Annotated in this window: 20 protein-coding genes, 1 tRNA gene and 1 pseudogene; 7 read left to right on the top strand and 15 right to left on the bottom strand. The window is 61.5% G+C overall.

Annotated elements, in window-relative coordinates:
• Positions 1-6 precede the first annotated feature (6 nt).
• From AC1DCM_RS11730 to argS, 14 genes and pseudogenes are all read right to left on the bottom strand, one after another.
• Entirely contained in the window at positions 7-342 is a 336-nt protein-coding gene (locus AC1DCM_RS11730; protein ID WP_442017075.1) for a hypothetical protein, read from the bottom strand.
• Positions 329-820, bottom strand: coding sequence for a hypothetical protein (locus tag AC1DCM_RS11725; protein ID WP_477518333.1), 492 nt, complete (start codon positions 818-820; stop codon positions 329-331). The genes AC1DCM_RS11730 and AC1DCM_RS11725 overlap by 14 nt, the downstream gene beginning before the upstream one ends.
• Before the next feature lie 113 nt (positions 821-933).
• On the bottom strand, positions 934-2,052 hold the full coding sequence (locus AC1DCM_RS11720) for an MraY family glycosyltransferase (RefSeq protein WP_477518332.1): 1,119 nt from the start codon (positions 2,050-2,052) through the stop codon (positions 934-936).
• 282 nt (positions 2,053-2,334) lie between these two features.
• Positions 2,335-3,291 (bottom strand): glycosyltransferase family 2 protein, encoded by a 957-nt coding sequence (locus AC1DCM_RS11715; protein ID WP_477518331.1) that lies wholly within the window; start codon positions 3,289-3,291, stop codon positions 2,335-2,337.
• The gene (locus AC1DCM_RS11710) at positions 3,292-4,077 is read right to left on the bottom strand and encodes a WecB/TagA/CpsF family glycosyltransferase (protein ID WP_477518330.1); all 786 of its coding nucleotides are present in this window, start codon (positions 4,075-4,077) and stop codon (positions 3,292-3,294) included. It abuts the gene before it with no gap.
• Positions 4,074-4,919, bottom strand: a complete 846-nt coding sequence (locus tag AC1DCM_RS11705; RefSeq protein WP_477518329.1) for an L-threonylcarbamoyladenylate synthase — start codon at positions 4,917-4,919, stop codon at positions 4,074-4,076. The genes AC1DCM_RS11710 and AC1DCM_RS11705 overlap by 4 nt, the downstream gene beginning before the upstream one ends.
• 12 nt (positions 4,920-4,931) lie before the next feature.
• The gene (gene prmC, locus AC1DCM_RS11700; protein WP_477518328.1) at positions 4,932-5,804 is read right to left on the bottom strand and encodes a peptide chain release factor N(5)-glutamine methyltransferase; all 873 of its coding nucleotides are present in this window, start codon (positions 5,802-5,804) and stop codon (positions 4,932-4,934) included.
• Positions 5,805-5,867: 63 nt separating this feature from the next.
• Positions 5,868-6,938: pseudogene (gene prfA / locus AC1DCM_RS11695) on the bottom strand (peptide chain release factor 1); the annotation flags it as partial.
• A gap of 93 nt (positions 6,939-7,031) precedes the next feature.
• On the bottom strand, positions 7,032-9,263 hold the full coding sequence (gene rho / locus AC1DCM_RS11690; protein ID WP_477518327.1) for a transcription termination factor Rho: 2,232 nt from the start codon (positions 9,261-9,263) through the stop codon (positions 7,032-7,034).
• A 307-nt stretch (positions 9,264-9,570) separates the two neighbouring features.
• Positions 9,571-10,545, bottom strand: coding sequence for a homoserine kinase (gene thrB / locus AC1DCM_RS11685; protein ID WP_442003840.1), 975 nt, complete (start codon positions 10,543-10,545; stop codon positions 9,571-9,573).
• Positions 10,546-10,547: 2 nt separating this feature from the next.
• Positions 10,548-11,651, bottom strand: a complete 1,104-nt coding sequence (gene thrC / locus AC1DCM_RS11680) for a threonine synthase (RefSeq protein ID WP_442003839.1) — start codon at positions 11,649-11,651, stop codon at positions 10,548-10,550.
• Complete coding sequence (locus AC1DCM_RS11675; RefSeq protein WP_442018866.1) at positions 11,652-12,968, bottom strand: homoserine dehydrogenase; 1,317 nt, start codon at positions 12,966-12,968, stop codon at positions 11,652-11,654.
• Positions 12,961-14,445 carry a diaminopimelate decarboxylase gene (gene lysA, locus AC1DCM_RS11670; RefSeq protein WP_477518326.1) on the bottom strand — a complete coding sequence of 495 codons (1,485 nt, stop codon included), beginning with the start codon at positions 14,443-14,445 and terminating at the stop codon, positions 12,961-12,963. The genes AC1DCM_RS11675 and lysA overlap by 8 nt, the downstream gene beginning before the upstream one ends.
• A gap of 4 nt (positions 14,446-14,449) precedes the next feature.
• Complete coding sequence (gene argS, locus AC1DCM_RS11665; RefSeq protein WP_442018865.1) at positions 14,450-16,099, bottom strand: arginine--tRNA ligase; 1,650 nt, start codon at positions 16,097-16,099, stop codon at positions 14,450-14,452.
• Between the two features lie 255 nt (positions 16,100-16,354).
• Between argS and AC1DCM_RS11660 the strand changes: the two genes are divergently transcribed.
• The 6 genes from AC1DCM_RS11660 (at position 16,355) to AC1DCM_RS11635 (ending at position 21,016) form a co-directional block, all read left to right on the top strand.
• Complete coding sequence (locus tag AC1DCM_RS11660; RefSeq protein ID WP_442018864.1) at positions 16,355-16,831, top strand: FMN-binding protein; 477 nt, start codon at positions 16,355-16,357, stop codon at positions 16,829-16,831.
• Between the two features lie 5 nt (positions 16,832-16,836).
• Positions 16,837-17,712, top strand: coding sequence for an FAD:protein FMN transferase (locus tag AC1DCM_RS11655; RefSeq protein ID WP_477518325.1), 876 nt, complete (start codon positions 16,837-16,839; stop codon positions 17,710-17,712).
• The gene (locus AC1DCM_RS11650) at positions 17,709-19,211 is read left to right on the top strand and encodes an FAD-dependent oxidoreductase (RefSeq protein WP_477518324.1); all 1,503 of its coding nucleotides are present in this window, start codon (positions 17,709-17,711) and stop codon (positions 19,209-19,211) included. The genes AC1DCM_RS11655 and AC1DCM_RS11650 overlap by 4 nt, the downstream gene beginning before the upstream one ends.
• Positions 19,212-19,332: 121 nt before the next feature.
• Positions 19,333-19,405, top strand: a tRNA-Arg gene (locus AC1DCM_RS11645).
• A 208-nt stretch (positions 19,406-19,613) separates the two neighbouring features.
• On the top strand, positions 19,614-20,630 hold the full coding sequence (locus AC1DCM_RS11640; RefSeq protein ID WP_477518365.1) for a M4 family metallopeptidase: 1,017 nt from the start codon (positions 19,614-19,616) through the stop codon (positions 20,628-20,630).
• A gap of 83 nt (positions 20,631-20,713) precedes the next feature.
• Positions 20,714-21,016 carry a protealysin inhibitor emfourin gene (locus AC1DCM_RS11635; protein WP_477518323.1) on the top strand — a complete coding sequence of 101 codons (303 nt, stop codon included), beginning with the start codon at positions 20,714-20,716 and terminating at the stop codon, positions 21,014-21,016.
• A gap of 12 nt (positions 21,017-21,028) precedes the next feature.
• Here AC1DCM_RS11635 and AC1DCM_RS11630 read toward each other — a convergent pair whose 3' ends face one another.
• A complete protein-coding gene (locus AC1DCM_RS11630; RefSeq protein WP_442003831.1) occupies positions 21,029-21,997 on the bottom strand; it encodes a GlxA family transcriptional regulator in 969 nt (322 codons plus the stop codon).
• An 81-nt stretch (positions 21,998-22,078) separates the two neighbouring features.
• On the opposite strand from AC1DCM_RS11630, the gene AC1DCM_RS11625 reads away from it, so the two are divergent.
• Positions 22,079-22,249 carry a hypothetical protein gene (locus AC1DCM_RS11625; RefSeq protein ID WP_477518322.1) on the top strand — a complete coding sequence of 57 codons (171 nt, stop codon included), beginning with the start codon at positions 22,079-22,081 and terminating at the stop codon, positions 22,247-22,249.
• The last annotated feature ends 224 nt before the right edge of the window (positions 22,250-22,473 follow it).

The raw sequence follows: 22,473 nt of genomic DNA, 5'->3' as shown, positions 1-22,473 counted from the left end.
GTGAAATTATTTGGCATTACTGTCCCCGTCCGTGGACGGACCGCTGTCTGCGTTGCTCTCGCCAGAAGAAGAGCTTTGCCTGGTGAGGCCGTGCATATGGGAAAGATAGAACCCTCCTGCGGCTCCCAGCAGAGCGCCAAGGAGCACAATCCAGCGGGTCCCCCACAGATTATCCAGACCCCAGCCTATCAAACTCCAGACAATGATCCCGCCAACGATGTAGCTGAAGACGGCGATGCCGGCGTTGTATCCACCATCGCTTCCGGCGTCGGCAGAATCGTCGGCCGCACTTTGCGATCGGGCGTGGCCGGTCAGCTGGGAGTTGCGCTTACGCAGAGACATCCGTGCCGCCCTTCTCATCCGCAGGATCGTTGTAGATCTGCAGGCGGGCTTTGCTGAAACCGTAGATCTCTGCAGCCTGCCAAAGGACGACGGCAACAACTGCGCCGATGATGAACCATCGGCCGTGCAACCAGGCCGGAGTACCAATAACAAAGAGGACCACGGCGAATCCAACGACTTTTACGAAGTACGTCGCCACGAACAGGCCGACAGCGCCGGAAGGATTATTGCGGCCAACAAAATGACCGATCAGAAGGCTGATCGCAAAGAAGAGCATGACCAGCGCGGCCCCGAATGCTGCGGATAGCGCGCCTTGGCCACCGTTAATGAACGCTGCGACGATACTCGTCACGACCAATCCGGCCAGAGCAGCAGCAGAGCTCACGAGCAGCAGGCGGAGCCACAGATTGGACGTCTCCCCGGAAACTCCAACAACACGTTTACCGGACGGGCGTCCGGAATCGGCGTTGGATGTCATGGGGATACCAATCCTCGTGGCACGGGTGCCATATTCTCAAAGTGGGGTTACGGGCGAGTGACTGTCCGCAGAAAGAATTCTACATGAGATAGAACTGTGACCATAACCGGAAGTCATGCGCGCTCCCCTGGTCCTGCCGCATTCCGCGTGAAGTACGGCCATGCGGTAACAGCGGCCATGACAAGGGCAGCTACAACCACCACGATCAACACAATCTGCCAAGGGAACACTGCGAAAGCAACACCGCCGAACGCCAGGATGCACGTCCAGACATAAAGCATGACGACGGCGGTGCGGTGCGAGTAGCCGAGGTCCACCAACTTGTGGTGGAGGTGCCCACGGTCTGCAGACCACGGAGACTGTCCCCGGGCGGTCCTGCGAACCACAGCCATCCCGAGGTCCAGGAGCGGAAGGGACAGGACGGCGAACGGCAGGAGGATCGGGATGATCGTGGGAATGCCGTTGGCGCGGTCATAGAGCCCGGATCCGATTTGCCCCGTGGCCACTACGCCGGCTGAAGCCATGAGGAGACCGATGAGCATGGCACCGGAGTCCCCCATGAAGATCTTGGCTGGAAACCAGTTATGCGGCAGGAAGCCGATGCAGCCACCCACCAGGATCGCCATCAGGAGTGTCGCAAGGTCTGAATTGTCAGTGGATGGGTTGTTCCGGTGCACCCAGTACGCCGTGAGAAAGAAGGCACCGCCCCCTATGGTGGCCACACCTGCGGCCAGTCCATCCAGGCCATCAATGAAGTTGACTGCGTTCATGGTGGTAACAATCAGCCCGGCTGTCAGGACAATCTGGACGAGCTCGGATTGAATCAGGATCGGTTCAGGGATGAATGGAACCACAGACATCCGCACGCCCCAGATCGCGACGATGAAAGCCGCAGCTGCTTGCCCAAGGAGCTTGATCCACCAGCGGATGTCGAGGATATCGTCCGCGACCCCCACCGCGACGATCACTACTGCTCCGGCCAATATGCCCCACGGAGCATCGTTATGCCTGAAAATGTCCTTGACGAAGAAAGAGTTACTTGCCACCACGAGCGCAGCAAAAAAGCCTGCAAAGATGCCAAGGCCGCCCAGTTTTGAGATGAGTGCGGAGTGCATGTCCCTGCTGCGGATAGGACGGTAAAGCCGTAATTTGTTCCCGAGTACGCGGGCTCCCCACGTACCGGTGTAAGACACCACTGCAGCCGTGAGCGCCATCAGCAGGTACATGATCATGACGCGGCTCCGGAAAACAGCCCAATGCCGGAATCAGGTACACGGACCAACGTATGCAGCCGGTGGGCCGCTGGAAAGCCGTGTAGTTCTGGGCAGGTCAAGGTGTGGATTTCTGTCTGTCGATAAATGGAACTACTCCGTCGCCATGCCTGCACCGGCTGTGCCAAATGATGCTGGGAATTCTGTGGACTCTAGTCACGATACTAGTGCCAACGGCGGTGACCACCGGCGTGACGCAGCCGCAAAGCCACAGCTGATGTGCTGTGGCCAAGCGGCAGGCTTCTACTTGGCGGGCTCCTGGACGTTGCGCAGGGCGTAGATCCCCTTGAGCACTTCGGCGTTGGACCGGGGCGCCTTCAAACTGTGGCGCAGGCCCTTGAACAAGCCGTCAAGCAGTACTTTGCGGTTTGAGGACGCAGCAATGGTCTTTGCCCAATTGCGGAGCGAAGCCCCGGTAAAGAGGACCTTTTCCCAAGGGGCCAAAGCGTTGGATCTGGTGTAAACCCAGAGTTTGTTACGAACCTCGTAGTAGAAACGAGGGCCGGGGTCCGCCCCTGCATCTCCAAACACTTTCGTATGATGGTTGGCTACTGACGCACTGGTAGCCAAGGCAGTTCCCCGGCGCGAAACCCTTGCCGTGTATTCGAGGTCATCGTTCCAGATGAAGTAATCGGCAATGGGCAGTCCGTGACGCCGGATCTCGTCGGCGCGAATCAGGACAGAGACGAAGGATGCGCTGCGGATCTGAACGGCACCCAGGCGGGCAGCCATGCTGCGCGCCGCCTCACTGGCGCCGATGCGTGGACGCATGCGGTTCATTGGGTGCTCGCGCCCATCGGTCCACACTACGCGGCTGGCGATGAACGCGGGAGCTTCCCCTGCTACCTGTTCGTAGGCCTCGGATACATCCAGTGCCTCGCGAAGCGCGCCGGGCTGCGGCTCGGTGTCGTCGTCCATGATCCAAACGTGGTCGGCACCGTGGTCCAGGACTGCACGTTCCATACCCACAACAAATCCCCCTGCACCGCCCATGTTGGCCTTGAGCGTTACGACGTCCGTGGGAACAGGGCCGCGGTAGGTCCTGAGGAATTCCGGTGTGTCGTCCGTGGAGGCGTTGTCCACAACGACGACAGCGTCCGGCACCTCCGTCCCGGCGGTGATTCCGGCCAAGGTGGTCTCAAGGAGTTCACGCCGGTTAAAGGTCACCACAACGGCGACCACAACAGGTTTGGACGTCATTTACTTGCCTTTGGTCTGGGATGGCTGGAAGTGCCGCCGAATCAACAGGCCCGCCAACTTCCACGGTTCAACAAAAACTCTGTAGGCAACACGGCCCGGATGGAGAACCAGGCGCCACGCCCATTCGAGCCCAAGGCGCCCGAGCCAACGTGGCGCGAGCTTCTGGACGCCGGCCACCTGTTCAATGGCACCGCCAACGGCACAATACACGGCGGGCGGAAACTGAGTGAGTCGTCGCTGCAGGACCGTCTCCTGGAGCGGCATACCAAGGCCCAGCAGCACCAGCTGAGGACGGAATCGATCCAACCACCCGACGACCGCCATTTCCAACTCGTCGTCCCATCCTTCGCCAGGCATGCCATCTACCGTTGCGTCCGGAATAATCGTGCGCAGCCGGGCCACAGCCTGCGTATTTGCAGCCCGTCCCGCGCCGATCACGGCCACCCTTTCCAAACCCTTTACTCCCCCGAGTGCCGGGATCCAGTCCATGGACCCGAGGCGATATGCCATGGGGCCCTGTCCCAACGGTTTTAGTTGCCGTTTGTGCGCCAATCCCCAAAGCATGGCTACCGGGGCACCGTCCAGGAGGATGACCGAGCTTTGATCGTAAAGTGAACGGAAATCTGCACAGGAATGAAACAGCGTAATGCTGTGAAGATTGTGGCCGAGCACAGTACGGGTGGTTCCGGTGGCGATGAGTCCGTGCAAGGCATCGATCAATTCGTTGACGCGCAGCGGAGTCGCGTCGACGTCAAGGACGGGGACGCGCTGGCGGTCCGGAATCATTCGGGTTTGGCTTCACGTGGAGCGTCGGGTGCCGATGCTGAAACAGCGGCTGCGGGATCCTCGACGGCGGGTGCTTCCGTTACTTCGAAGGGTGCGTCGTGCGAGGTGGCCGCTTCGGAGACAGGTTCTTCCTGTTCTGCTGCTTCTGTTTCTGCTGCTGCCGGAGCAGCGGAAGGTACAGGCTCGTCAACGCCGAGGACGGAAGGAACAACTTCACGCAAGCGTTCCAGGGAGATAGCGCCTTCGCGTACCACCCTGAAGGGTTCTGAGGTTGCATCCACGATGGTGGAAGGCAGGGCAGCAGTACCTTTCACGGGCCGGAAGCCACCTTCAAGGTAAACCTCCACGGAATCTGCCAGCTGTAGCCGGGCCTCTGAAGCGGTCTGCGCTGCTTCCTGCCCTGTCCGGTTGGCCGATGAAACAGCCAGCGGCCCAGTAAGGCCCAGGAGCTCCAGCGCGAGTTCGTCGTCAGGCATCCGCAGGGCAACAGTGCCCTTGGTATCACCCAGATCCCAATCCAAAGACGGCTGGGCGTGGAGGATGAGCGTCAGGCCACCAGGCCAGAATGCCTGTGCCAAGGCCCTGGCGTTGGCGGATACATCGCTCGCGAGTCCGTCCAGGGCATTGATGCGGGGAATCAGCACCGGTGGGGGCATTTGCCGGCTACGGCCCTTGGAGGCCAACAACATTGTCACGGCCAAGGGGGAAAAGGCGTCAGCGGCAATGCCGTACACGGTGTCCGTCGGCAGCACGATGCACTTCTTTTCGCTGATGGCACGCTGCGCGTGTTGAAGTCCTTCAGCCCGCTGGTCATCGGAAGTGCAATTGTAGGTTGTGGTCACAGCGCTATTCTTTCACTCATCAGGAGCCTTGTTTGCCAGCACTGCGCTCGTGGCACGTTCCTTGCCGTTGAGGTCAAAGTGCGTGGTGATGTCCTGCCAACGTCCCGCTCGACGCAACATGCCGCTGACCCAATCGGCCTGGACTTCTGCGTGTTCCATCACGAAGTAGCCGCCAGGTTTCAGGAGGCGGCCTGCAGAGGCTGCTGCCGCCGTCGGGAGTTCCATGCCATCCGCTCCCCCACCGTACAGTGCTTCGGGCGGATCATGCAGGGCAACTTCGGGCTCGTTCGGGATGGCTTCGGCAGGGATGTAGGGAGGATTGGACACCACAACGTCAAAGGAGCCGTTGTGTTCAGGCAGGGCATCCCTGAGATCGCCCTGGATCAGCGAGACACCCAGCGGTTCAAGGTTCCTGCTTGCCCACGCATGGGCAAAAGTGCTGAACTCCACAGCATGGACGTCGGCTCCTGGAACCTCCTGGGCGATTGAACCGGCGATGGCTCCGGAACCCGTCCCGAGGTCCACGATCTTAGGGTGGGACATGCCAGCCACGTGGTCGATGACAAGCTGGACAACGGATTCCGTTTCGGGCCGGGGAATGAACACACCCGGCCCCACCTGCAACTCAAGGTGGCGGAAATACGCGACGCCGGTGATGTGCTGAAGCGGTACGCGTCCGGCACGCTCGGCCACCAGTTCGGCGTAGCCTTCAGGGACGGGGGAATCCCCCAGCAGCATTGCCCGCAACCGGCCCAGCCCCACTCCCAACAGGTGCTCCGCAAGAAGTTCGGCATCGACGCGCGGGGTGGGGACTCCGGCGTCGGACAAAACCGCAGTAGCCTCGCGAACAGCGTCCGCGAGGCTCTGGCCGGGGAAAATCGTCATATCTATGCCCTGACAGCTGGAAATCGGGTGATAGCTGGAAATCGGCAGGCTTGTGGTGCTCTGCTATTCGCCCAGGGCGTCCAGTCGCGACTGCTCGTCCGCTTCAATTGCCGACTGGATAACGGGTTCCAGGTCACCATTCATCACGGCGTCGAGGTTGTATGCCTTATACCCAGTGCGGTGGTCCGCAATGCGGTTTTCCGGGAAGTTGTAGGTGCGGATGCGTTCTGAGCGATCCATCGTACGGATCTGCGACTTGCGCTGTTCGGAGTTGGCGGCGTCGATCTGTTCCTGCTGGTGGGCCAGAAGACGCGCGCGGAGAACACGCATGCCGGCTTCGCGGTTCTGCAGCTGCGACTTTTCGTTCTGCATGGCCACCACGATGCCCGTAGGCAAGTGGGTGATTCGAACTGCGGAGTCAGTGGTGTTCACGGACTGGCCACCAGGACCGGAGGAACGGTAGACGTCGATCTTGAGGTCGTTCTGGTTGATTTCAAGTTCTTCGGGTTCATCCACTTCGGGAAGCACCAGGACACCTGCCGCGGATGTGTGGATACGGCCTTGGGACTCTGTAACCGGAACACGCTGCACCCGGTGCACGCCGCCTTCGAACTTCAACCGCGCAAAGACGCCCTCCGCGGGGTCGTTCGAGTTGCCCTTGATGGCCACGGCAACGTCCTTGTATCCACCAAGATCGGATTCGGTAGCGGAGATCATCTCAGTCTTCCAGCCCCGCGACTCGGCGTACCGCATGTACATACGCAGAAGGTCACCGGCGAACAACGCAGCTTCGTCGCCGCCTTCGCCACCCTTGACCTCAAGGATGACGTTGCGGGCATCGTCCGGATCACGAGGGATCAACAGACGGCGCAGCCGCTCCTGTGCCGCAGGAATCTGCTCCTCCAGCTGCACAACTTCTGCAGCGAATTCGGGATCCTCGTCTGCCATCTCTTTGGCAGCTTCCAAATCATCATTGAGTCCGCGCCATTTGTTGTACGCCTCCACAATGCCCTGGAGCTGCGCAGAACGCCGCCCCAATTTCCGGGCAGCAGACTGATCGGCATAAACAGCAGGATCACTCAACTGCGCCTGGATAGCAGCATGCTCATCAAGCAATCCCTGTACGGACTCAAACCGTCAGGACAGAGCCGCCACGCGAAGGGGCGGGGGCGGGAAATCCGCGCGGCACCAACCGCACGAATACCCGACACCCCGCCCCGATTACAGCTATTTGTCGTTGTCCGACTTCGCTCCGAGTGTCGTCTTCTGAACCTGCATGAGGAACTCGACGTTGCTCTGCGTCTCCCGGATCTTGTTGGTCAGCAGCTCAAGGCTCTGCTGCTGCTCAAGGCCTGAAAGGACGCGGCGCAGCTTCCACATGATCTTGACTTCTTCAGGCGAGAGCAGGTTCTCTTCGCGGCGCGTACCGGACGCGTTGACGTCCACGGCCGGGAAGATGCGCTTGTCTGCCAGCTGGCGGGACAGGCGGAGCTCCATGTTGCCGGTGCCCTTGAACTCCTCGAAGATGACTTCGTCCATCTTGGAGCCGGTCTCTACGAGCGCCGTTGCCAGGATGGTCAGTGAGCCACCGTTTTCGATGTTGCGGGCGGCGCCGAAGAAGCGCTTCGGCGGGTACAACGCTGCGGAGTCCACACCACCGGACAGGATGCGGCCGGAGGCCGGTGCTGCCAGGTTGTAGGCGCGGCCCAGGCGGGTCATGGAGTCCAGGAGGACCACAACGTCCATGCCCATTTCAACGAGGCGCTTGGCGCGTTCGATGGAGAGCTCGGCAACCGTGGTGTGGTCGTCTGCGGGACGGTCGAAGGTGGAGGCGATGACCTCACCCTTGACGGTGCGCTGCATGTCCGTGACTTCTTCGGGACGTTCGTCAACCAACACCATCATGAGGTGGACCTCAGGATTGTTGGTGGTGATCGCGTTCGCAATGGACTGCAGGATGAGCGTCTTTCCGGCCTTGGGCGGGGAGACGATCAGGCCACGCTGGCCCTTGCCGATCGGAGCCACGAGGTCGATGACACGCGGACCGATCTTCTTGGGGTCCGTTTCCAGGCGCAGGCGCTCGGACGGGTACAGCGGCACCAGTTTGGCGAACTCGACGCGGTCCTTGAGTTCTTCAGGAGTCTTGCCGTTGACCGAAGTCACACGAACAAGGGCGTTGAACTTCTGGCGCGAAGACTGCTGGTTGCGGTCTTCACCTTCGCGGGGTGCACGGATGGCGCCAACGACGGCGTCGCCCTTGCGGAGGTTGTACTTCTTGACCTGTGCCAGCGAAACGTAGACGTCGTTTGCACCGGGGAGGTAGCCGGACGTCCGGATGAATGCGTAGTTCTCCAGGACGTCCAGGATGCCTGCTACGGGGAGCAGAACATCGTCTTCGGTAACCTCGATGTCGTCAACATCCGGCCCCTGTGCACGGCCACGGCGGCGCTCGTTGCGGTCGCGGAAGCGGTCGCTGCGGGTGTTGCCGTCCCTGCTGTCCTGAGCGCCACGACGGTCGCTGCGTTCGTTCTGATCGTTGCGATCACGGCGGTTGCGGCGATTGCGGCGGTTGCCGCCGTCTTCGAGGTCGTTGGTGTCCTCGCGGCGGCCGCGGGAGTCACGACGTTCACGGGACTGATCGCCAGAGTCGGCCTGTTCGCGCTGTTCAGTGCGCTGTTCAGTGCGCTCGGCACGCTGTTCGCGCTGTTCAGTGCGCTGTTCAGTGCGCTCGGCACGCTGTTCACGCTGTTCAGTGCGCTCGGCACGCTGTTCACGCTGTTCAGTGCGCTCGGCGCGCTGTTCGGTCCGTTCGCCGCGCTGTTCACGCTGCTCAGTCCGCTCGGCGCGCTGTTCACGCTGTTCAGCGCGCTCGGGACGCTGCTCAGCAGCCGGTGCTTCTGCAGTTTCGTCGGGAGCTGCAGCAGCCTCGCTGCGGCGACGGTTACGGGTGCGGGGCTGGCGACGCTCGGTGCCGGCTTCGCTGACTTCCGGCGCTGCCTCGGGCTCTGCAACCGGCGCGGCCGGCGCTTCAGCGGGTGCAGCGGCCTCTGTTGCGGCCACAACACCATCGCTGGTGGCGCGGCGGCTACGGCCACGTCCCCGTCCACGAGGGGCTTCCTGGACCGGCGCCTCTGCGCTTGCGTCAGCAGCAGGCGCGCTCTTCTCCGCAACCTTGACGTCGGCGACCGGCGCTGCCTTGGGCGCGGTGGCTGCCTTCGTCGATGCCTTGGCCGGGGCCTTGGCGGTAGAAGTCCCGGCACGATGGGCGGAAATGGCTGTTACCAAGTCCCCCTTACGCATACGGGACCCACCGGAGATCCCCAGCTGGCTGGCAAGAGCCTGGAGCTGGGCGAGCTTAAGGCCGGCAAGGCCGCTGCTCTTGGTGGTTGCTGCTGTTGACGACTCAGCAGCAGAAGTTGTTGTGTCCACAGCTGAAGCCAGCTCAGTGGTTTCTGTCACGAAGGATCCTTCCCCCTCGACGGCGTCCAGAGCGAGAGCTGGACGCGATGATTTGTTCTGGGCTGCAGTTCAGATCTGCAGCCGGTGATTTCGGCCGTGCCTGATGGATTGTGGCCAACAGGGCCGGATACTGATCGTCTTCATTGAATCCAGTTGCCCGGACAGCCGACTGAATATTCAGGGAACAGAGAGAGTTCTGCGGCACCTGAGACAGGCCGGAAGGAGACGGCACCGCCAGACGTTGGCACAGTTGACGAAAGGAACAGCGAAACCGCCAAGATCCAAAATCAGGGAACTGCCCGCGGCTTTACCGCCGGTGCACTTCCACTCTAGCACCTTCAACGTCCACAGCCAGCGTCATCACGCGCCAACCGACGTTCGGTGTGTTGGCACTAGTAAATGCCTCGATGAATTCGGCAACGGTTGCCGCTTCGCCCGGCCCATTGGCCAGGACCATGACAGTAGGACCGGCACCGGAAACCACGGCAGCGTGACCGGCGGTCCGCAGCGCCGCAATAAGGTCCGCGCTGGGCCTCATGGCTTCGGCCCGGTAGCTCTGGTGAAGGTAGTCTTCGGTACCGGGCAGCAGGAATTCCGGCTGCGTTGTCAGCGCGTGGATAAGCAATGCTGCGCGTCCGGAGTTCATTGCAGCAGCATGGTGGCCCACAGACGCGGGCAAGAGTCCGCGGGCAGTTTCGGTGGAGAGTTCGTAATCCGGAACGGCCACCACGGGAACTACGGTCCGGGCTACTTCAGCACGAGTACTGCTGTACTGCTCGCTGTCCTGCCAAGAGAGCGCCAGTCCGCCGAAAATGGCGGGGGCGACGTTGTCCGGGTGGCCTTCCATTTCGCTGGTCAACTGCAGGATCCAGTCGAGATCCTGCTGCGCCTCTTGTGGAACCAAGGCATTGGCCGCCGTAACGGCTGCTACAACTGCGGACGCTGAGGAACCCAGCCCGCGTCCATGTGGATTAACGTTGTCAGCCGTGATCCTTAGACCGGAGTGGCGGAAACCCAAACGTTCCAAGGCGAGGTCGATCGCACGCACCACCAAGTGGCTGGAGTCGCGCGGAAGAGTATCGGCGCCCTCACCGGAGAGCTCGAATTCGAGCTCTCCGGTGGTGAGCGTTTCCACCGTCAAGGTGTCATAAATGGACAGGGCCAAGCCGAGGCTGTCGTAGCCGGGACCCAGGTTGGCGCTCGTACCGGGGACCTTGACGGTCAGCCGCTGGCCTGCCGCGACGAGTTGACGATCGGTCGCGGTGGGCTGCGTTTGTTCCACTCTTATTTTTCTTCCAGTCCCAGTTCCGCGGCAACGGTAACGACGTCATTGGAAACCTTGACCGGCTGGACATCGCTGCCGTCCTCCGTGCGGAGGGCCCACTGCGGGTCCTTCAGTCCGTGGCCGGTAACGGTGATGACGATAGTCTTGCCGGAGGGAACCTCACCAGCAGCGTGCTTCTTGATGAGGCCTGCCACGCCGGCAGCAGAGCCGGGCTCGACAAAGACGCCTTCCTTGGAGGAGAGCCAACGGTGGGCGTCCAGGATTTCCTCATCCGTGACAGCTTCAATCAGGCCACCGGATTCGTCGCGGGCAGCGACGGCAGTGTCCCATGATGCCGGGTTGCCGATGCGGATGGCAGTGGCAATAGTGTCCGGTTCAGTGATCGGGTGCCCTGCAACGAACGGCGCTGCACCCGCAGCCTGGAAACCCCACATGATGGGTGTCTTGGTGGACACGGCCGGCAGGGTGCCGTTGGCGGTCTCGAAGGGTGCGGAGTACTCCTTGTATCCCTTCCAGTAGGCAGTGATGTTCCCGGCGTTGCCGACCGGCAGAACATGGATGTCCGGGGCATCGCCCAGGGAGTCCACAACTTCGAAGGCACCGGTCTTTTGGCCTTGGATACGGGCAGGGTTGACCGAGTTCACCAGGAAGACCGGGTAGGACTCGCCAAGTTTGCGGGCGATGTCAAGGCAGTTATCGAAGTTGCCGTCCACCTGCAGCAGCGTGGCGCCGTGCGCGATCGCCTGGCTGAGCTTGCCCATGGAGATCTTGCCCTCGGGGACCAGCACGGCGCACTTGAGGCCGGCGGCTGTCGCGTAAGCGGCGGCCGAGGCGGAGGTGTTTCCGGTGGACGCACATACAACGGCTTTGGCGCCGGCTTCGACTGCTGCCGTCATCGCCATGGTCATGCCGCGGTCCTTGAAGGAACCCGTGGGGTTCATGCCCTCGACCTTCAGGTACACCTGGGAGCCGGTCAGCTCGGAAAGCTTCTGAGCGTGGACGAGCGGGGTGCCGCCCTCGCCGAGGGTGATGACCTTGGTGGCTTCCGTTACAGGCAAACGATCAGCGTATTCGCGGATTACTCCGCGCCATTGGTGAGCCACTTAGACCCCTTCTACCCGCAGTACGGATGTCACAGAATTGATGACGTCCAGGCCCTTGACGGCCTCGACGGTTGCTGCGAGTGCAGCTTCGGATGCACGGTGCGTCACGATTTTCAGCTCAGCCGACTCAACATTCGAGGCAGAGTCGCGGTGGATCGTTTGACGCATGATCTCGATGGATACGCCGTTCTCCGCAAAAATGTGGGCGATGCGAGCCAGCACACCTGCTTGGTCTGCTACATCCAGACCGATGTAATAGCTGGTGTTGGAGGCATCAATGGGCAGTGCCGGAACATGCCCGGTAGTTGTTTCCGTGCGGCCGGGACCGCCCAGCACCAGGCGTCGGGCAGCGGAGACGAGGTCACCCAACACAGCTGAGGCAGTTGGAGTCCCCCCTGCACCCTGGCCGTAGAACATCAGTTCACCGGCGTTTTCGGCTTCAATGAAGACGGCGTTGAACGCGCCACGGACAGCGGCAAGCGGATGTTCGCGTGGCAGGAGGGTGGGGTGCACGCGTACCGAGATTCCGCTGCCGTTCTCTGAAGCTTCGATCTTCTCGGCGATGGCGAGAAGCTTGATGACGAAGCCGGCTTCCTTGGCCGAAGCGATGTCCGCAGCACTGACCTTGGTGATCCCCTCGCAATAGACGTCGTCCAGGGAGAACCTTGTGTGGAAGGACAACGATGCCAGGATCGCAGCCTTGGCAGCCGCATCATGGCCCTCGATATCGGCGGTGGGGTCAGCTTCGGCGTATCCGAGGCGCTGCGCTTCGGCAAGGGCGTCCGCAAACTGTGCACCAGTAGTGTCCATCTGGTCAAGGATGAAGTTGGTGGTCCCGTTCACGATCCCGAGAACCCTCGTAATGCGATCGCCGGAGAGGCTGTCACGGATCGGGCGCAGGATGGGAATGGCACCGGCAACTGCGGCTTCGTAGGACAGTTGGACGCCGGCCTTGTCAGCCTCTTCGTAGAGAGTGGGGCCGTCCTGCGCGAGCAGCGCCTTGTTGCCGGTGACAACGCACGCGCCATTCTGGATGGCGGTGACGATGAGCGTACGTGCGGGTTCGATTCCGCCCATGAGCTCGATGACGAGGTCTGCGTCCTTGACGAGGGTCTCGGCGTCCGTGGTAAAGAGCTCACGAGGCAGTTCGACGTCGCGCGGCGAGTCGATGTTGCGCACGGCAATACCGGACAGCTCGAGGCGGGCACCACTTCGGGCGGCCAGTGCCTCGGCGTCGTCAATAAGAATGCGCGCGACCTGGGCCCCTACATTGCCACAGCCCAGCAGGGCCACCTTCAGGGTTCGCACTTCAGACATTCGCCACTCCCATGTCGCGGTTCAAGAGATCTTCTTCGGTTTCCCCGCGGACAATGAGCCTGGCGGCTCCGTCGCGCACAGCGACAACGCCAGGCCGGGCCAGGTAGTTGTAGTTGCTTGAGAGGGCCCAGCAATAGGCGCCGGTACCCGGTACTGCGAGCAAATCACCGGCTGCCACATCCGCGGGCAGATATACATCTCTAACAACTATGTCGCCGCTCTCGCAATGTTTGCCCACTACGCGGGACAGCTGCGGAGCTGCATCCGAGTCACGGGACGCCAAAATCGCCGAATAATCCGCGTCGTAAAGCACCGGACGGGCGTTGTCGCTCATTCCGCCATCCACCGACACATACCGGCGCGGATACGTAACGTTCTCTGGACCTGTTTCGGTGCCCGGAACGTCCACGCGGACAGTTTTAAGCGTGCCTACCTCATACAAAGTGAACGTAGTGCTCCCGACGATCGCGCGTCCGGGTTCGATGGAAACGCGGGGCGGTTCGATGCCGAGTTCTGCGCACTTTGAACGCACGACGGCGGCCATCGCCTGCGCAATTTCCGCCGGAGGGCGGGGGGTGTCCACTGGCGTATAGGCGATTCCATAGCCGCCCCCGAGGTCCAATTCCGGCAGGATGATGGAGTATTTGGCCTGCATCGCTGCCTGAAAACCGAGGAGCTTTTCCGCGGCCAGCGCGAATCCGTCGGCTTCGAAGATCTGGGAGCCGATGTGGCAGTGCAATCCCAAGAGCTCCACGCTCGGGTACGACGTCGCGGCTGCCACTGCCTCTTCAGCGGCGGACAGGCCAGCTTCCTCTGTGGAGTCCTCAGCCATGGACAGGCCAAATTTTTGGTCCTCGTGCGCTGTCGCGATGAATTCGTGGGTGTGGGCGTGCACTCCTGGTGTGAGGCGCAGCATGACCTTGGCGGTTTCGCCGCGGCTGGAGGCAATCTTGGCGACCCGTTCCAATTCATCGAGGCTGTCCACCACGATTCGGCCCACCCTCATATCCAGTGCCCGGTTGATCTCGGCGTCGGACTTGTTGTTACCGTGCAGCCCCAGGTTGGGCCCGGGGATTCCTGCGCGGGCGGCAACTGCCAGTTCACCTCCGGAACATGTGTCCAGGCGAAGGCCTTCCTCTGCCACCCACTGTGCCACCGACGTGCAGAGAAAAGACTTGCCTGCATAGTAGACATCCACTCCCCCGCAGATGTCCGCGAAAGCGTCGTCGAAGGCGTCTTTGAAAGCACGGGCACGCGCGCGGAAGTCAGATTCGCTCATCACAAAGAGAGGAGTGCCGAATTGCGCCTTGAGATCGCTGACTGAAATCCCGTCAATGGTGACCTCACCGGCTTCGTTCTTCTCCACACCGGCTGCCCACATCGGTGCTTGAAGGGCGTTAAGGTCTTCCGGGACGGCCAGCCATTCGGGAGCAAGCGGAGAGGCCTCGGGTGAATTTGGTGCGGCGTTTGTGGTCATGGCCTTACATCCGTTCCGGCGCGGAAACGCCCAGCAGTCCGAGTCCGTTGGCAAGCACCTGGCTCGTTGCGTCGTTGAGCCAGAGACGGGTCCGGTTCACGTCAAGCACTGGTTCCTCGCCCAGGGGGGAGACCCGGCAGGCGTCGTACCAGCGGTGGTAGGCACCGGCGATGACTTCAAGATGGCGGGCAACGCGGTGCGGTTCGCGGAGCTCGGCTGCTTTGGCCACGATGGAAGGGTAGCTGCCCAAATAGGAAAGAAGCTCGTTCTCCGTGGCGTGATCCAGCAGCGATGCGTCGAACACAGATCGGTCGACCCCCGCCTCGGCGGCGTTGCGCGCCGTTCCCCTGGAGCGGGCATGGGCGTATTGCACGTAGAACACGGGGTTCTCGTTGCTGTTCTTCTTGAGCAGTTCCGGGTCCAGTGTCAGCGGCGAGTCGGCAGGGAACCGGGCAAGGGAGTAGCGCACTGCGTCCTTGCCCAACCAGGAAATGAGGTCCTTGAGTTCAATGATGTTGCCCGCACGCTTGGACAACTTGGCGCCGTTGACGGACACCAACTGTCCGATGAGAACCTCAATGTTTACCTCGGGATCGTCGCCCGCGCACGCTGCAATAGCCTTGAGGCGATTGATGTAGCCGTGGTGGTCGGCGCCAAGAAGGTAAATCTTCTCGGTGAAACCGCGGTCCTTCTTGGAGAGGTAGTACGCGGCATCGGCGGCGAAATAAGTGGGTTCCCCATTCGCGCGGATCATGACGCGGTCTTTGTCATCACCGAAGTCAGTGGTGCGCAGCCAAACGGCGCCGCCGTCGTCGAACACATGGCCCTGTTCGCGGAGGCGGGCAACGGCAGATTCGATGGCACCGGCGTCGTGCAGTTCTTTCTCCGAGAAAAAGACGTCGAACTCAACGCCGAAATCTGCCAGCGTTGCCTTGATATCCGCCATCTGTGCCTCGTAGGCAGCAGCACGGATGACCGGCAGGGCAGCCTCGTCTGTGAGTTCACGGATATCCGGGTGCGCCTTGAGTACTTCATCACCGAGTTCACGGATGTACTCGCCCGGGTAGCCGCCCTCGGGGACGCCACGGCCGTGGAGCCGGGAAAGGACTGAGTTGGCGAAGACGTTCATCTGCGAACCGGCGTCGTTGATGTAGTACTCGGCGGTGACGTCCGCGCCCGAAGCCCGCAGCACGCGGGCGATCGCGTCGCCCAGGGCGGCCCACCGGGTATGGCCGATGTGAAGAGGACCCGTGGGATTGGCGGAAACGAATTCCATGTTCACAACATGTCCTGCGAGCGCCTGGTTGGTTCCGTAAGTGGAACCCGCCTCAACGATTGCCTTGGCAAGCGCGCCTGCCGTAGCAGCATCAACGGTGATGTTCAGGAAGCCAGGACCTGCGATTTCCACTGCGGTCACGCCGGCGATTTCCTGTAGGCGGTGGCTGAGGATTCCCGCGAACTCGCGCGGATTCGTGCCGGCCTGCTTGGCCAATTGCAGGGCAATATTGGTGGCCCAGTCTCCGTGGTCCCTGTTCTTGGGGCGCTCCACCCGGACGTCGTCGGGGACAGCGGATTCCGCCAAGGCAATTTCGCCGGCAGAGACGGCATCCTTAAGGCAGGTGGATATGGCAGCAGAGAGTTCTTCGGGAGTCACCCATCCAGCCTACCGGGGGCCCGCGAACTCGAGGAATTAAGGCTCGTTTATGTGGATATCTTGGACACTGCGCCTATCCATGACTGGACACAGCACCTATACATAAACGGCGGGGGGCACTCACAGACTGAACCATTAGGCTGATTTCAACGTTGTGAAGACGTAAGAGGTGGCCCTAACGGTCGTCCAGAGACCGCAACCATCCGTTGACCACATGTTGATGATTACATCTTGTCCAGTTGAAACGAGCAGAACATGACTACGCCACTCCGCAAGAGCCTCTACGTCGGGTTCGCCAGCGTCTCCATTATCGGGACCGCAGCTGCCTGTGCCCCCACAACGGAAGCCCCGTCAACCCAGACACCCGCTACCCAGAATGGTGGCCAGGCTTCCACTGGCAGCCCTTCTTCCTCCTCTTCGGCTGGAAAGGGTGGTTCCACCTACAAGGACGGCACGTACAGCGCCGACGGAACATACACATCGCCGAACGGCCAGGAGACGGTTGGCGTTCAGCTCACGCTGGCCGCGGACAAGGTGGAGGCAGTGAATATCACCGTCCACCCCTCCAACCCCAATACCAAGAAGTTCCAAGGCGAGTTTGCCAGCGGTATCGCGGCGCAGATCGTTGGCAAAGACATCGACGAACTCAACGTTTCCAAGGTGGCCGGTTCCTCCTTGACCTCCGGCGGCTTCAACGAGGCCGTGGAGCAGATCAAGTCCCAGGCAAAGTAGCAGTCATGCCGCATCCGGGCTGGAGCCGCTTTAGCTTCGAAGGGATCGGTACGCACTGGGAGATCTCGACGTCGTCGACGCTTGCGCCGGATGTGCAGCGCCAACTGCTTGGAACGGTGGCGGATTACGACCACACGTATTCGCGGTTCAGGCCTGATTCCCTGGTGTCCGCTCTGCAGCGCGGCCCCGGCAGCATTTCCCTGCCCGGGCACTCTGTGGCCCTCCATGACGTCTACGAGGCCCTGTACCGGCTCAGTGGAGGCTCCATGACACCCCTGATCGGCAGCAGTTTGAACCGTCTTGGTTACGATGCCGGCTACTCCCTGGTTCCTTCAGGAGCCCCTGAGGGCGCAGCCAAGTGGGAAGACGACGTCCTTGAATGGTCGGGAACCACGGTGTCGGGCAAGGTCCCGCTCGTATTGGACATCGGCGCCGCAGGAAAAGGACAGCTCGTGGACCTGCTCGCTGAAGTCCTCCGCTCGACCGGCTATGTTGACTTCCTGGTGGATGGCAGCGGCGACATGCTGCATGCCGGAAGCATGCCCGTCACTGTGGCCTTGGAGCATCCTTATAACCCTAAGCAGGCAATCGGCACTGTGGAATTGGACAATTCGGCCCTCTGCGCTTCCGCCTCCAACCGGCGCGCCTGGGGCGACGGGCTGCACCATGTACTGGACGGAATCACGGGGCAACCAATCCAAACCACCGTGGCCACGTGGACCATGGCCGCGAGCGCGATGGTGGCAGATGCCTTGGCTACGGCACTCTTCATGGTGGAGCCGGCTGCCCTCGAGGCTGAGTTCGATTTTTCCTGGCTCCGGGTGTTTTCGAATGGGACTGCCACATTTTCGGCTGGCTTTGAGGGGAGACTGTTCACATGAATGCCATGAAGTCGCGATTGGACACTTGGTTGGGCCGCTTCACCATGTACCGCTTGATTTTGTGGGTTCTCGGGGTACTGGTGGCCTACAGCCTGCTTCTGAACGTCTTGGGGTGGCTGACGTTCGGCCTGCCACAGATGCTGGTTCACGTATGCCTGTGCCTGGGACTTACCTATGGATCGAACCGCCTGCTGGCCTTGCTTTTCCGAACCACGCCACATTCGGAGTCTTCACTCATCTCCGGCTTGCTCCTGTATTTCCTGTTCTGGCCCACATTCGTCCCCACTGACATGCTGGGTGTTGCTTTGGCTTGTGTCCTGGCCAGCGCGTCGAAGTATGCTTTGGCTTTCCGTGGGCGCCACATTTTCAACCCTGCGGCCGCAGGGGCTTTCATCACGGGCTTGACCGGACTGAACATAGCTACGTGGTGGGCTGCAACCCCTGCCATGTTGTGGCTCCTCGTTCCCGGCGTCCTGGCTGTCCTGTACCGCACACGCAAAATGCTGATGGCAACAGTTTTCCTGCTGGTGGCCACCAGCATCGTCTGTGTCGAATTGTTGGGCCGCGGCATGACCCTCGGGCAGGCCCTTTGGCAGCCGTTGGCTCAGCGCCCCCTGCTCTTCTTTGTCGGCTTCATGCTTACCGAGCCGCTCACGCTCCCCCCACGCCGTTGGCAGCAATTGGCGCTTGCCGGCGTCGTCGGTGTTGTCTTTGCGGTTCCGTACAACTTTGGCTTCGTGGCCAATTCCCCTGAGCTCGCGCTCCTGGTGGGGAACCTCATCGCTTTCTTCCTGGGCCAGCGGGGCCGCGTGGAACTGACGTTCAAGGGATCCCGGGCCCTAACGCCGGGGACCAGGGAGTTCCGCTTCGAGCCAAGGCGCCCAGTCCGCTACGCGGCGGGTCAATTCATGGAGCTGAACCTTCCGCATTCGGGGTCAGATGGCAAAGGCCGCCGCCGTGTCTTCAGCATCACCAGCGCCCCGGGTGCTCCAGAAGTAACCTTCGGCGTCGGAACTGCCGAGCCCTTGTCCACTGCCAAGAAGACGTTGTTGGCGCTAAAGCCTGGTGACATGATCTCCGCCACAGCCGTTGGCGGAGACTTCGTGCTCCCGCGCGACGCCGCCAAGCCGGTCTTGCTGATTGCCGCAGGTATTGGCATCACTCCCTTTCTTTCCCACCTTGCGTCCGACGCCGCACCCCGCGACACCATGGTCCTTTACCTTGCCCAGGGGCGAGATGAACTAGCCGCGTGTGAGCAATTGGAGGCATCGGGGGCAAAAGTGATCGCCCGGCTTGCGGACGGCTCCACTCCCCCCGATTTCATGCACGACGCCGGTACTTCCCGGATCGATGCACAGCGCCTGAAGGAGCTGGTACCGGACATCGAGGCCCGCGAGGTTTACGTCTCCGGTTCCCCGGCGAGCGTGGATTCCCTGCGTGCCGCGGCGCGCGGCGCAGGTGCGCGGCGGGTACATGTTGACTCGTTTGCGGGGTACTGAGCTGCAGGTACCGGTGGACCCTAAGGTGCAGGGCGCTAAAGATCATGGCCGGGTTTTCATTTGGGGCGCGGTGGCTGCTAAGCTCTAGGACGTCCCACCGGCAACGGAGGGAACCCCGGATGCCCTCGTAGCTCAGGGGATAGAGCGTCTGCCTCCGGAGCAGAAGGCCGTAGGTTCGAATCCTATCGAGGGCACACACGATACCCCGCCAGTCCAACTGGCGGGGTATTTTTTGTGTTCCAACGCCCAATCCAGCCGCCGCTACCCGGGTCGCCACTATCAATTCAGGGCTTGCCGGGCGAACACCCCAAAATTGTCATCCCCCACTCCTAGGCTGATCACAGTTGCCAGTCGCCAAGAGCCAAAGGGGTTGCCGTGATTTGTTCAATCGTTCCGCCTTACATGCTTCGAAGGATTGCCGCCCAGAGTGAACCACGGCTTTGGGCTGTTGCCCGTGCCGCGAAGGAGTCACTCCTGCACATCAAGGATCTCCAGGCGGTTCGCGCGGCGCCGGCACCCTCCGTTCCCCCCAGTGCAGTTGCGGCAAAGCCCGGCCCGCCAAAGCGCACCATTTACGATGCCGACACCTCGGAAAACCTGCCCGGCCGCTTGGTCCGCCAGGAAGGAACTGCTCCTGTTGGGGACGCCGCTGCCGATGAGGCCTATGACGGCTTGGGGAGTACGCACCGACTGTATGCAGAGATCTTCGGCCGGGATTCCATCGACGGTGCCGGCCTGGCGCTGGACGCCACCGTTCATTACGGCAATCTGTACGACAATGCCTTTTGGGACGGAAAACAGATGGTCTTCGGGGACGGCGACGGGGAGATTTTCCAGCGCTTCACCAAGTCCGTCAGTGTCATTGGCCACGAACTCGCTCATGGGGTCACACAGTTCACGGCCGGGCTCAATTACCGCAACCAGGCAGGCGCCTTGAACGAGTCCTTGTCGGACGTCTTCGGTGTACTCGTGGAGCAATACTTCAAGAAGGAGACCACCGAGCAAGCAAGCTGGCTGATCGGGGAGGGCCTTTTTACCGACAAGGTCCAAGGTGCCGCCTTGCGCTCGATGAAGGCCCCGGGCACCGCTTATGATGACGACATCCTGGGTAAGGACCCGCAGCCGGACTCGATGGACACATACGTTCGGACCAGTGCCGACAACGGTGGCGTACACATCAATTCGGGCATCCCCAACAGGGCGTTCTACCTTGTTGCCGCGGAGTTGGGCGGCAATGCATGGGGTGTGCCAGGGCAGATCTGGTATGGCACACTCACCAGCGGGTCGCTGCCGCCAGCTTGTACCTTTGGCAAGTTCGCCAAGACCACTGCGGCTACCGCCGAAGAACTCTTTGGCGTTGGCTCAGTAGAGCATGACGCCGTCCTGAAGGCATGGGAGACTGTGAAGGTCAAGGTTTAGACCAGTCGACGGGACCGTCCGGCCCCGGGCAGTCCCGTCGTCGTTGGCTTGCCGCCAGTACGTCAAACGAGAAGTAGCCGGTCATGAAAATCACCGTCCAGCGCAGCGGGGGCGTAGCCGCGACGACACGCATCTGGAGCGTGGAGGCAGTCTCGGATGACGACAAAGAGCGCTGGATGCCGATCGTTGAGGCATGTCCATGGGACGAAGCGAAGAGCCAGGCCAGAACTGTCAACGAACCGGATCGGTTCATGTACTCCATCAGGGCAGGTCAACGGCGGGCGACGCTACCCGAGCGCGCGGTCACCGGGCCTTGGCAGGAACTGGTGGAGTGTGCCAAGGCTGAAGGTTCCGAGTCGCGTGGCCGCCTGGGGGCCCGCCGTTAGAAAGATTAGTTGCTAGATCGCCTCGGCCAGCTGCCCGCGGAAAGCCCTTCTGTAGCTCTGCGGGCTCGTGTCCAACACCTTCGTGAAATGGTGGCGCAGCAGGACCGAATGCCCGAATCCTGCTTCCCGCGCAATCTCGTCGATATTCAGCTCCGTGGACTCCAGGAGTTCCTGTGCCCTCAGGACACGCTGTGAGTTCAACCAAGCCGCAGGTGTGGTCCCCGTTTCGGCCCTGAAGCGGCGTGCGAATGTCCTGGGCGACATATGCAGCCGCGCAGCCAACTCGTTGACACTGTGTTCTTCGTCGAGGTGTTCAACCATCCATCGCAGGAGTTCCTCCATGGGCGCTGAACCACAGCGCGGCATTGGCCGGTCAATGAACTGGGCTTGGCCGCCGTCGCGATGGGGCGGGACTACCATGTCGCGCGCGATCGCGGCAGCTACGTTGGCTCCCAGCTCTACACGTACAAGATGGAGGCATGCATCGATTCCGGCGGCAGTTCCTGCGCTGGTAATGATGGTTCCGTCCTGTACATAGAGGACGTTCTCATCCACCACTGCTGCAGGGTAGCGACTCGCCAGATCCTGGGAATAGTGCCAGTGGGTGGTGCACCGGCGCCCATCAAGCAGCCCGGCCCGCGCCAAGGCGTAAGCGCCGGAGCAAATGGACATCACCCAGGCGCCCCTGGCGTGAGCGGCTCGGAGTGCATCCAGGACAGGCTCGGGGATCTCCTGGTCCCTGCCGAAGGGCGCCATGATCACCAGGTCGGCATCGGCCGCGGCTTCCAGGCCGTGGTTGACATGCAGCGAGAGCCCGGACTTCATGCGGATGTCTCCTGGCTCCGGCGCGCAAACCCTGAAGTCGAAAGCGGGAACGCCTGCGCCGCGGTCGGATCTGTCGATGCCGAAGACTTCAAAGGCAGTGCCGAACTCAAAGATGGAGAAGTCAGGGACAACAATGACGGCTACTGATTTCAACATATCTCCAGTGTGGCAGAAAATTGTCTAAATGGGGCATTTCTGCCACTGTTTCTTGGCTGCCGCCAGGAGAAGACTGAAGGCATGGAAATCTTCGGGATTATCTTATTCATCGTCCTTATCACCGCCGTCGCAGCCACCGTGACCGCCCTCCTGAACGACGGACGCGGCCACAACCCACCCATCAACTCCAAGGAACCTTGGAGCGCCTTCGACGCTCCGAGCACTCCCTACTGGAACCCCCGCATCTACTAGCCGCCCGCCAGCCCACTGAAAGCAGTCAGCCAAGGCCTGTCCATCCGACGCCCGTCCTTCACGGAATCCACCAGGATTTTCTGAACGACGGGCGTCCCTATGCCTGCGCCACTGCGCGCGCGGCTTGCAGTAGCTCGCTTGGCGGGCAGCGCGGGCAGCGGTGAGGCTTGCGGACATGTGACAGGGACAGCGGACGTTGACGGGAAGCCACAGTAGACTGGCAG

It is taken from the genome of Paenarthrobacter sp. 10N417, assembly GCF_056394745.1.
The sequence above is the reverse complement of the archived record's forward strand: the minus strand, read 5'-3'. Positions and strand labels throughout refer to the sequence as shown.

Bases quoted from the DNA above. Each gene is read 5' to 3' on its own strand.
- AC1DCM_RS11730 (WP_442017075.1), bottom strand. From the start codon at position 342: ATGTCTCTGCGTAAGCGCAACTCCCAGCTGACCGGCCACGCCCGATCG.
- AC1DCM_RS11725 (WP_477518333.1), bottom strand. From the start codon at position 820: ATGACATCCAACGCCGATTCCGGACGCCCGTCCGGTAAACGTGTTGTT.
- AC1DCM_RS11720 (WP_477518332.1), bottom strand. From the start codon at position 2,052: ATGATCATGTACCTGCTGATGGCGCTCACGGCTGCAGTGGTGTCTTAC.
- AC1DCM_RS11715 (WP_477518331.1), bottom strand. From the start codon at position 3,291: ATGACGTCCAAACCTGTTGTGGTCGCCGTTGTGGTGACCTTTAACCGG.
- AC1DCM_RS11710 (WP_477518330.1), bottom strand. From the start codon at position 4,077: ATGATTCCGGACCGCCAGCGCGTCCCCGTCCTTGACGTCGACGCGACT.
- prmC (WP_477518328.1), bottom strand. From the start codon at position 5,804: ATGACGATTTTCCCCGGCCAGAGCCTCGCGGACGCTGTTCGCGAGGCT.
- AC1DCM_RS11675 (WP_442018866.1), bottom strand. From the start codon at position 12,968: ATGTCTGAAGTGCGAACCCTGAAGGTGGCCCTGCTGGGCTGTGGCAAT.
- lysA (WP_477518326.1), bottom strand. From the start codon at position 14,445: ATGACCACAAACGCCGCACCAAATTCACCCGAGGCCTCTCCGCTTGCT.
- AC1DCM_RS11660 (WP_442018864.1), top strand. From the start codon at position 16,355: ATGACTACGCCACTCCGCAAGAGCCTCTACGTCGGGTTCGCCAGCGTC.
- AC1DCM_RS11655 (WP_477518325.1), top strand. From the start codon at position 16,837: ATGCCGCATCCGGGCTGGAGCCGCTTTAGCTTCGAAGGGATCGGTACG.
- AC1DCM_RS11650 (WP_477518324.1), top strand. From the start codon at position 17,709: ATGAATGCCATGAAGTCGCGATTGGACACTTGGTTGGGCCGCTTCACC.
- AC1DCM_RS11640 (WP_477518365.1), top strand. From the start codon at position 19,614: ATGCTTCGAAGGATTGCCGCCCAGAGTGAACCACGGCTTTGGGCTGTT.
- AC1DCM_RS11635 (WP_477518323.1), top strand. From the start codon at position 20,714: ATGAAAATCACCGTCCAGCGCAGCGGGGGCGTAGCCGCGACGACACGC.
- AC1DCM_RS11630 (WP_442003831.1), bottom strand. From the start codon at position 21,997: ATGTTGAAATCAGTAGCCGTCATTGTTGTCCCTGACTTCTCCATCTTT.
- AC1DCM_RS11625 (WP_477518322.1), top strand. From the start codon at position 22,079: ATGGAAATCTTCGGGATTATCTTATTCATCGTCCTTATCACCGCCGTC.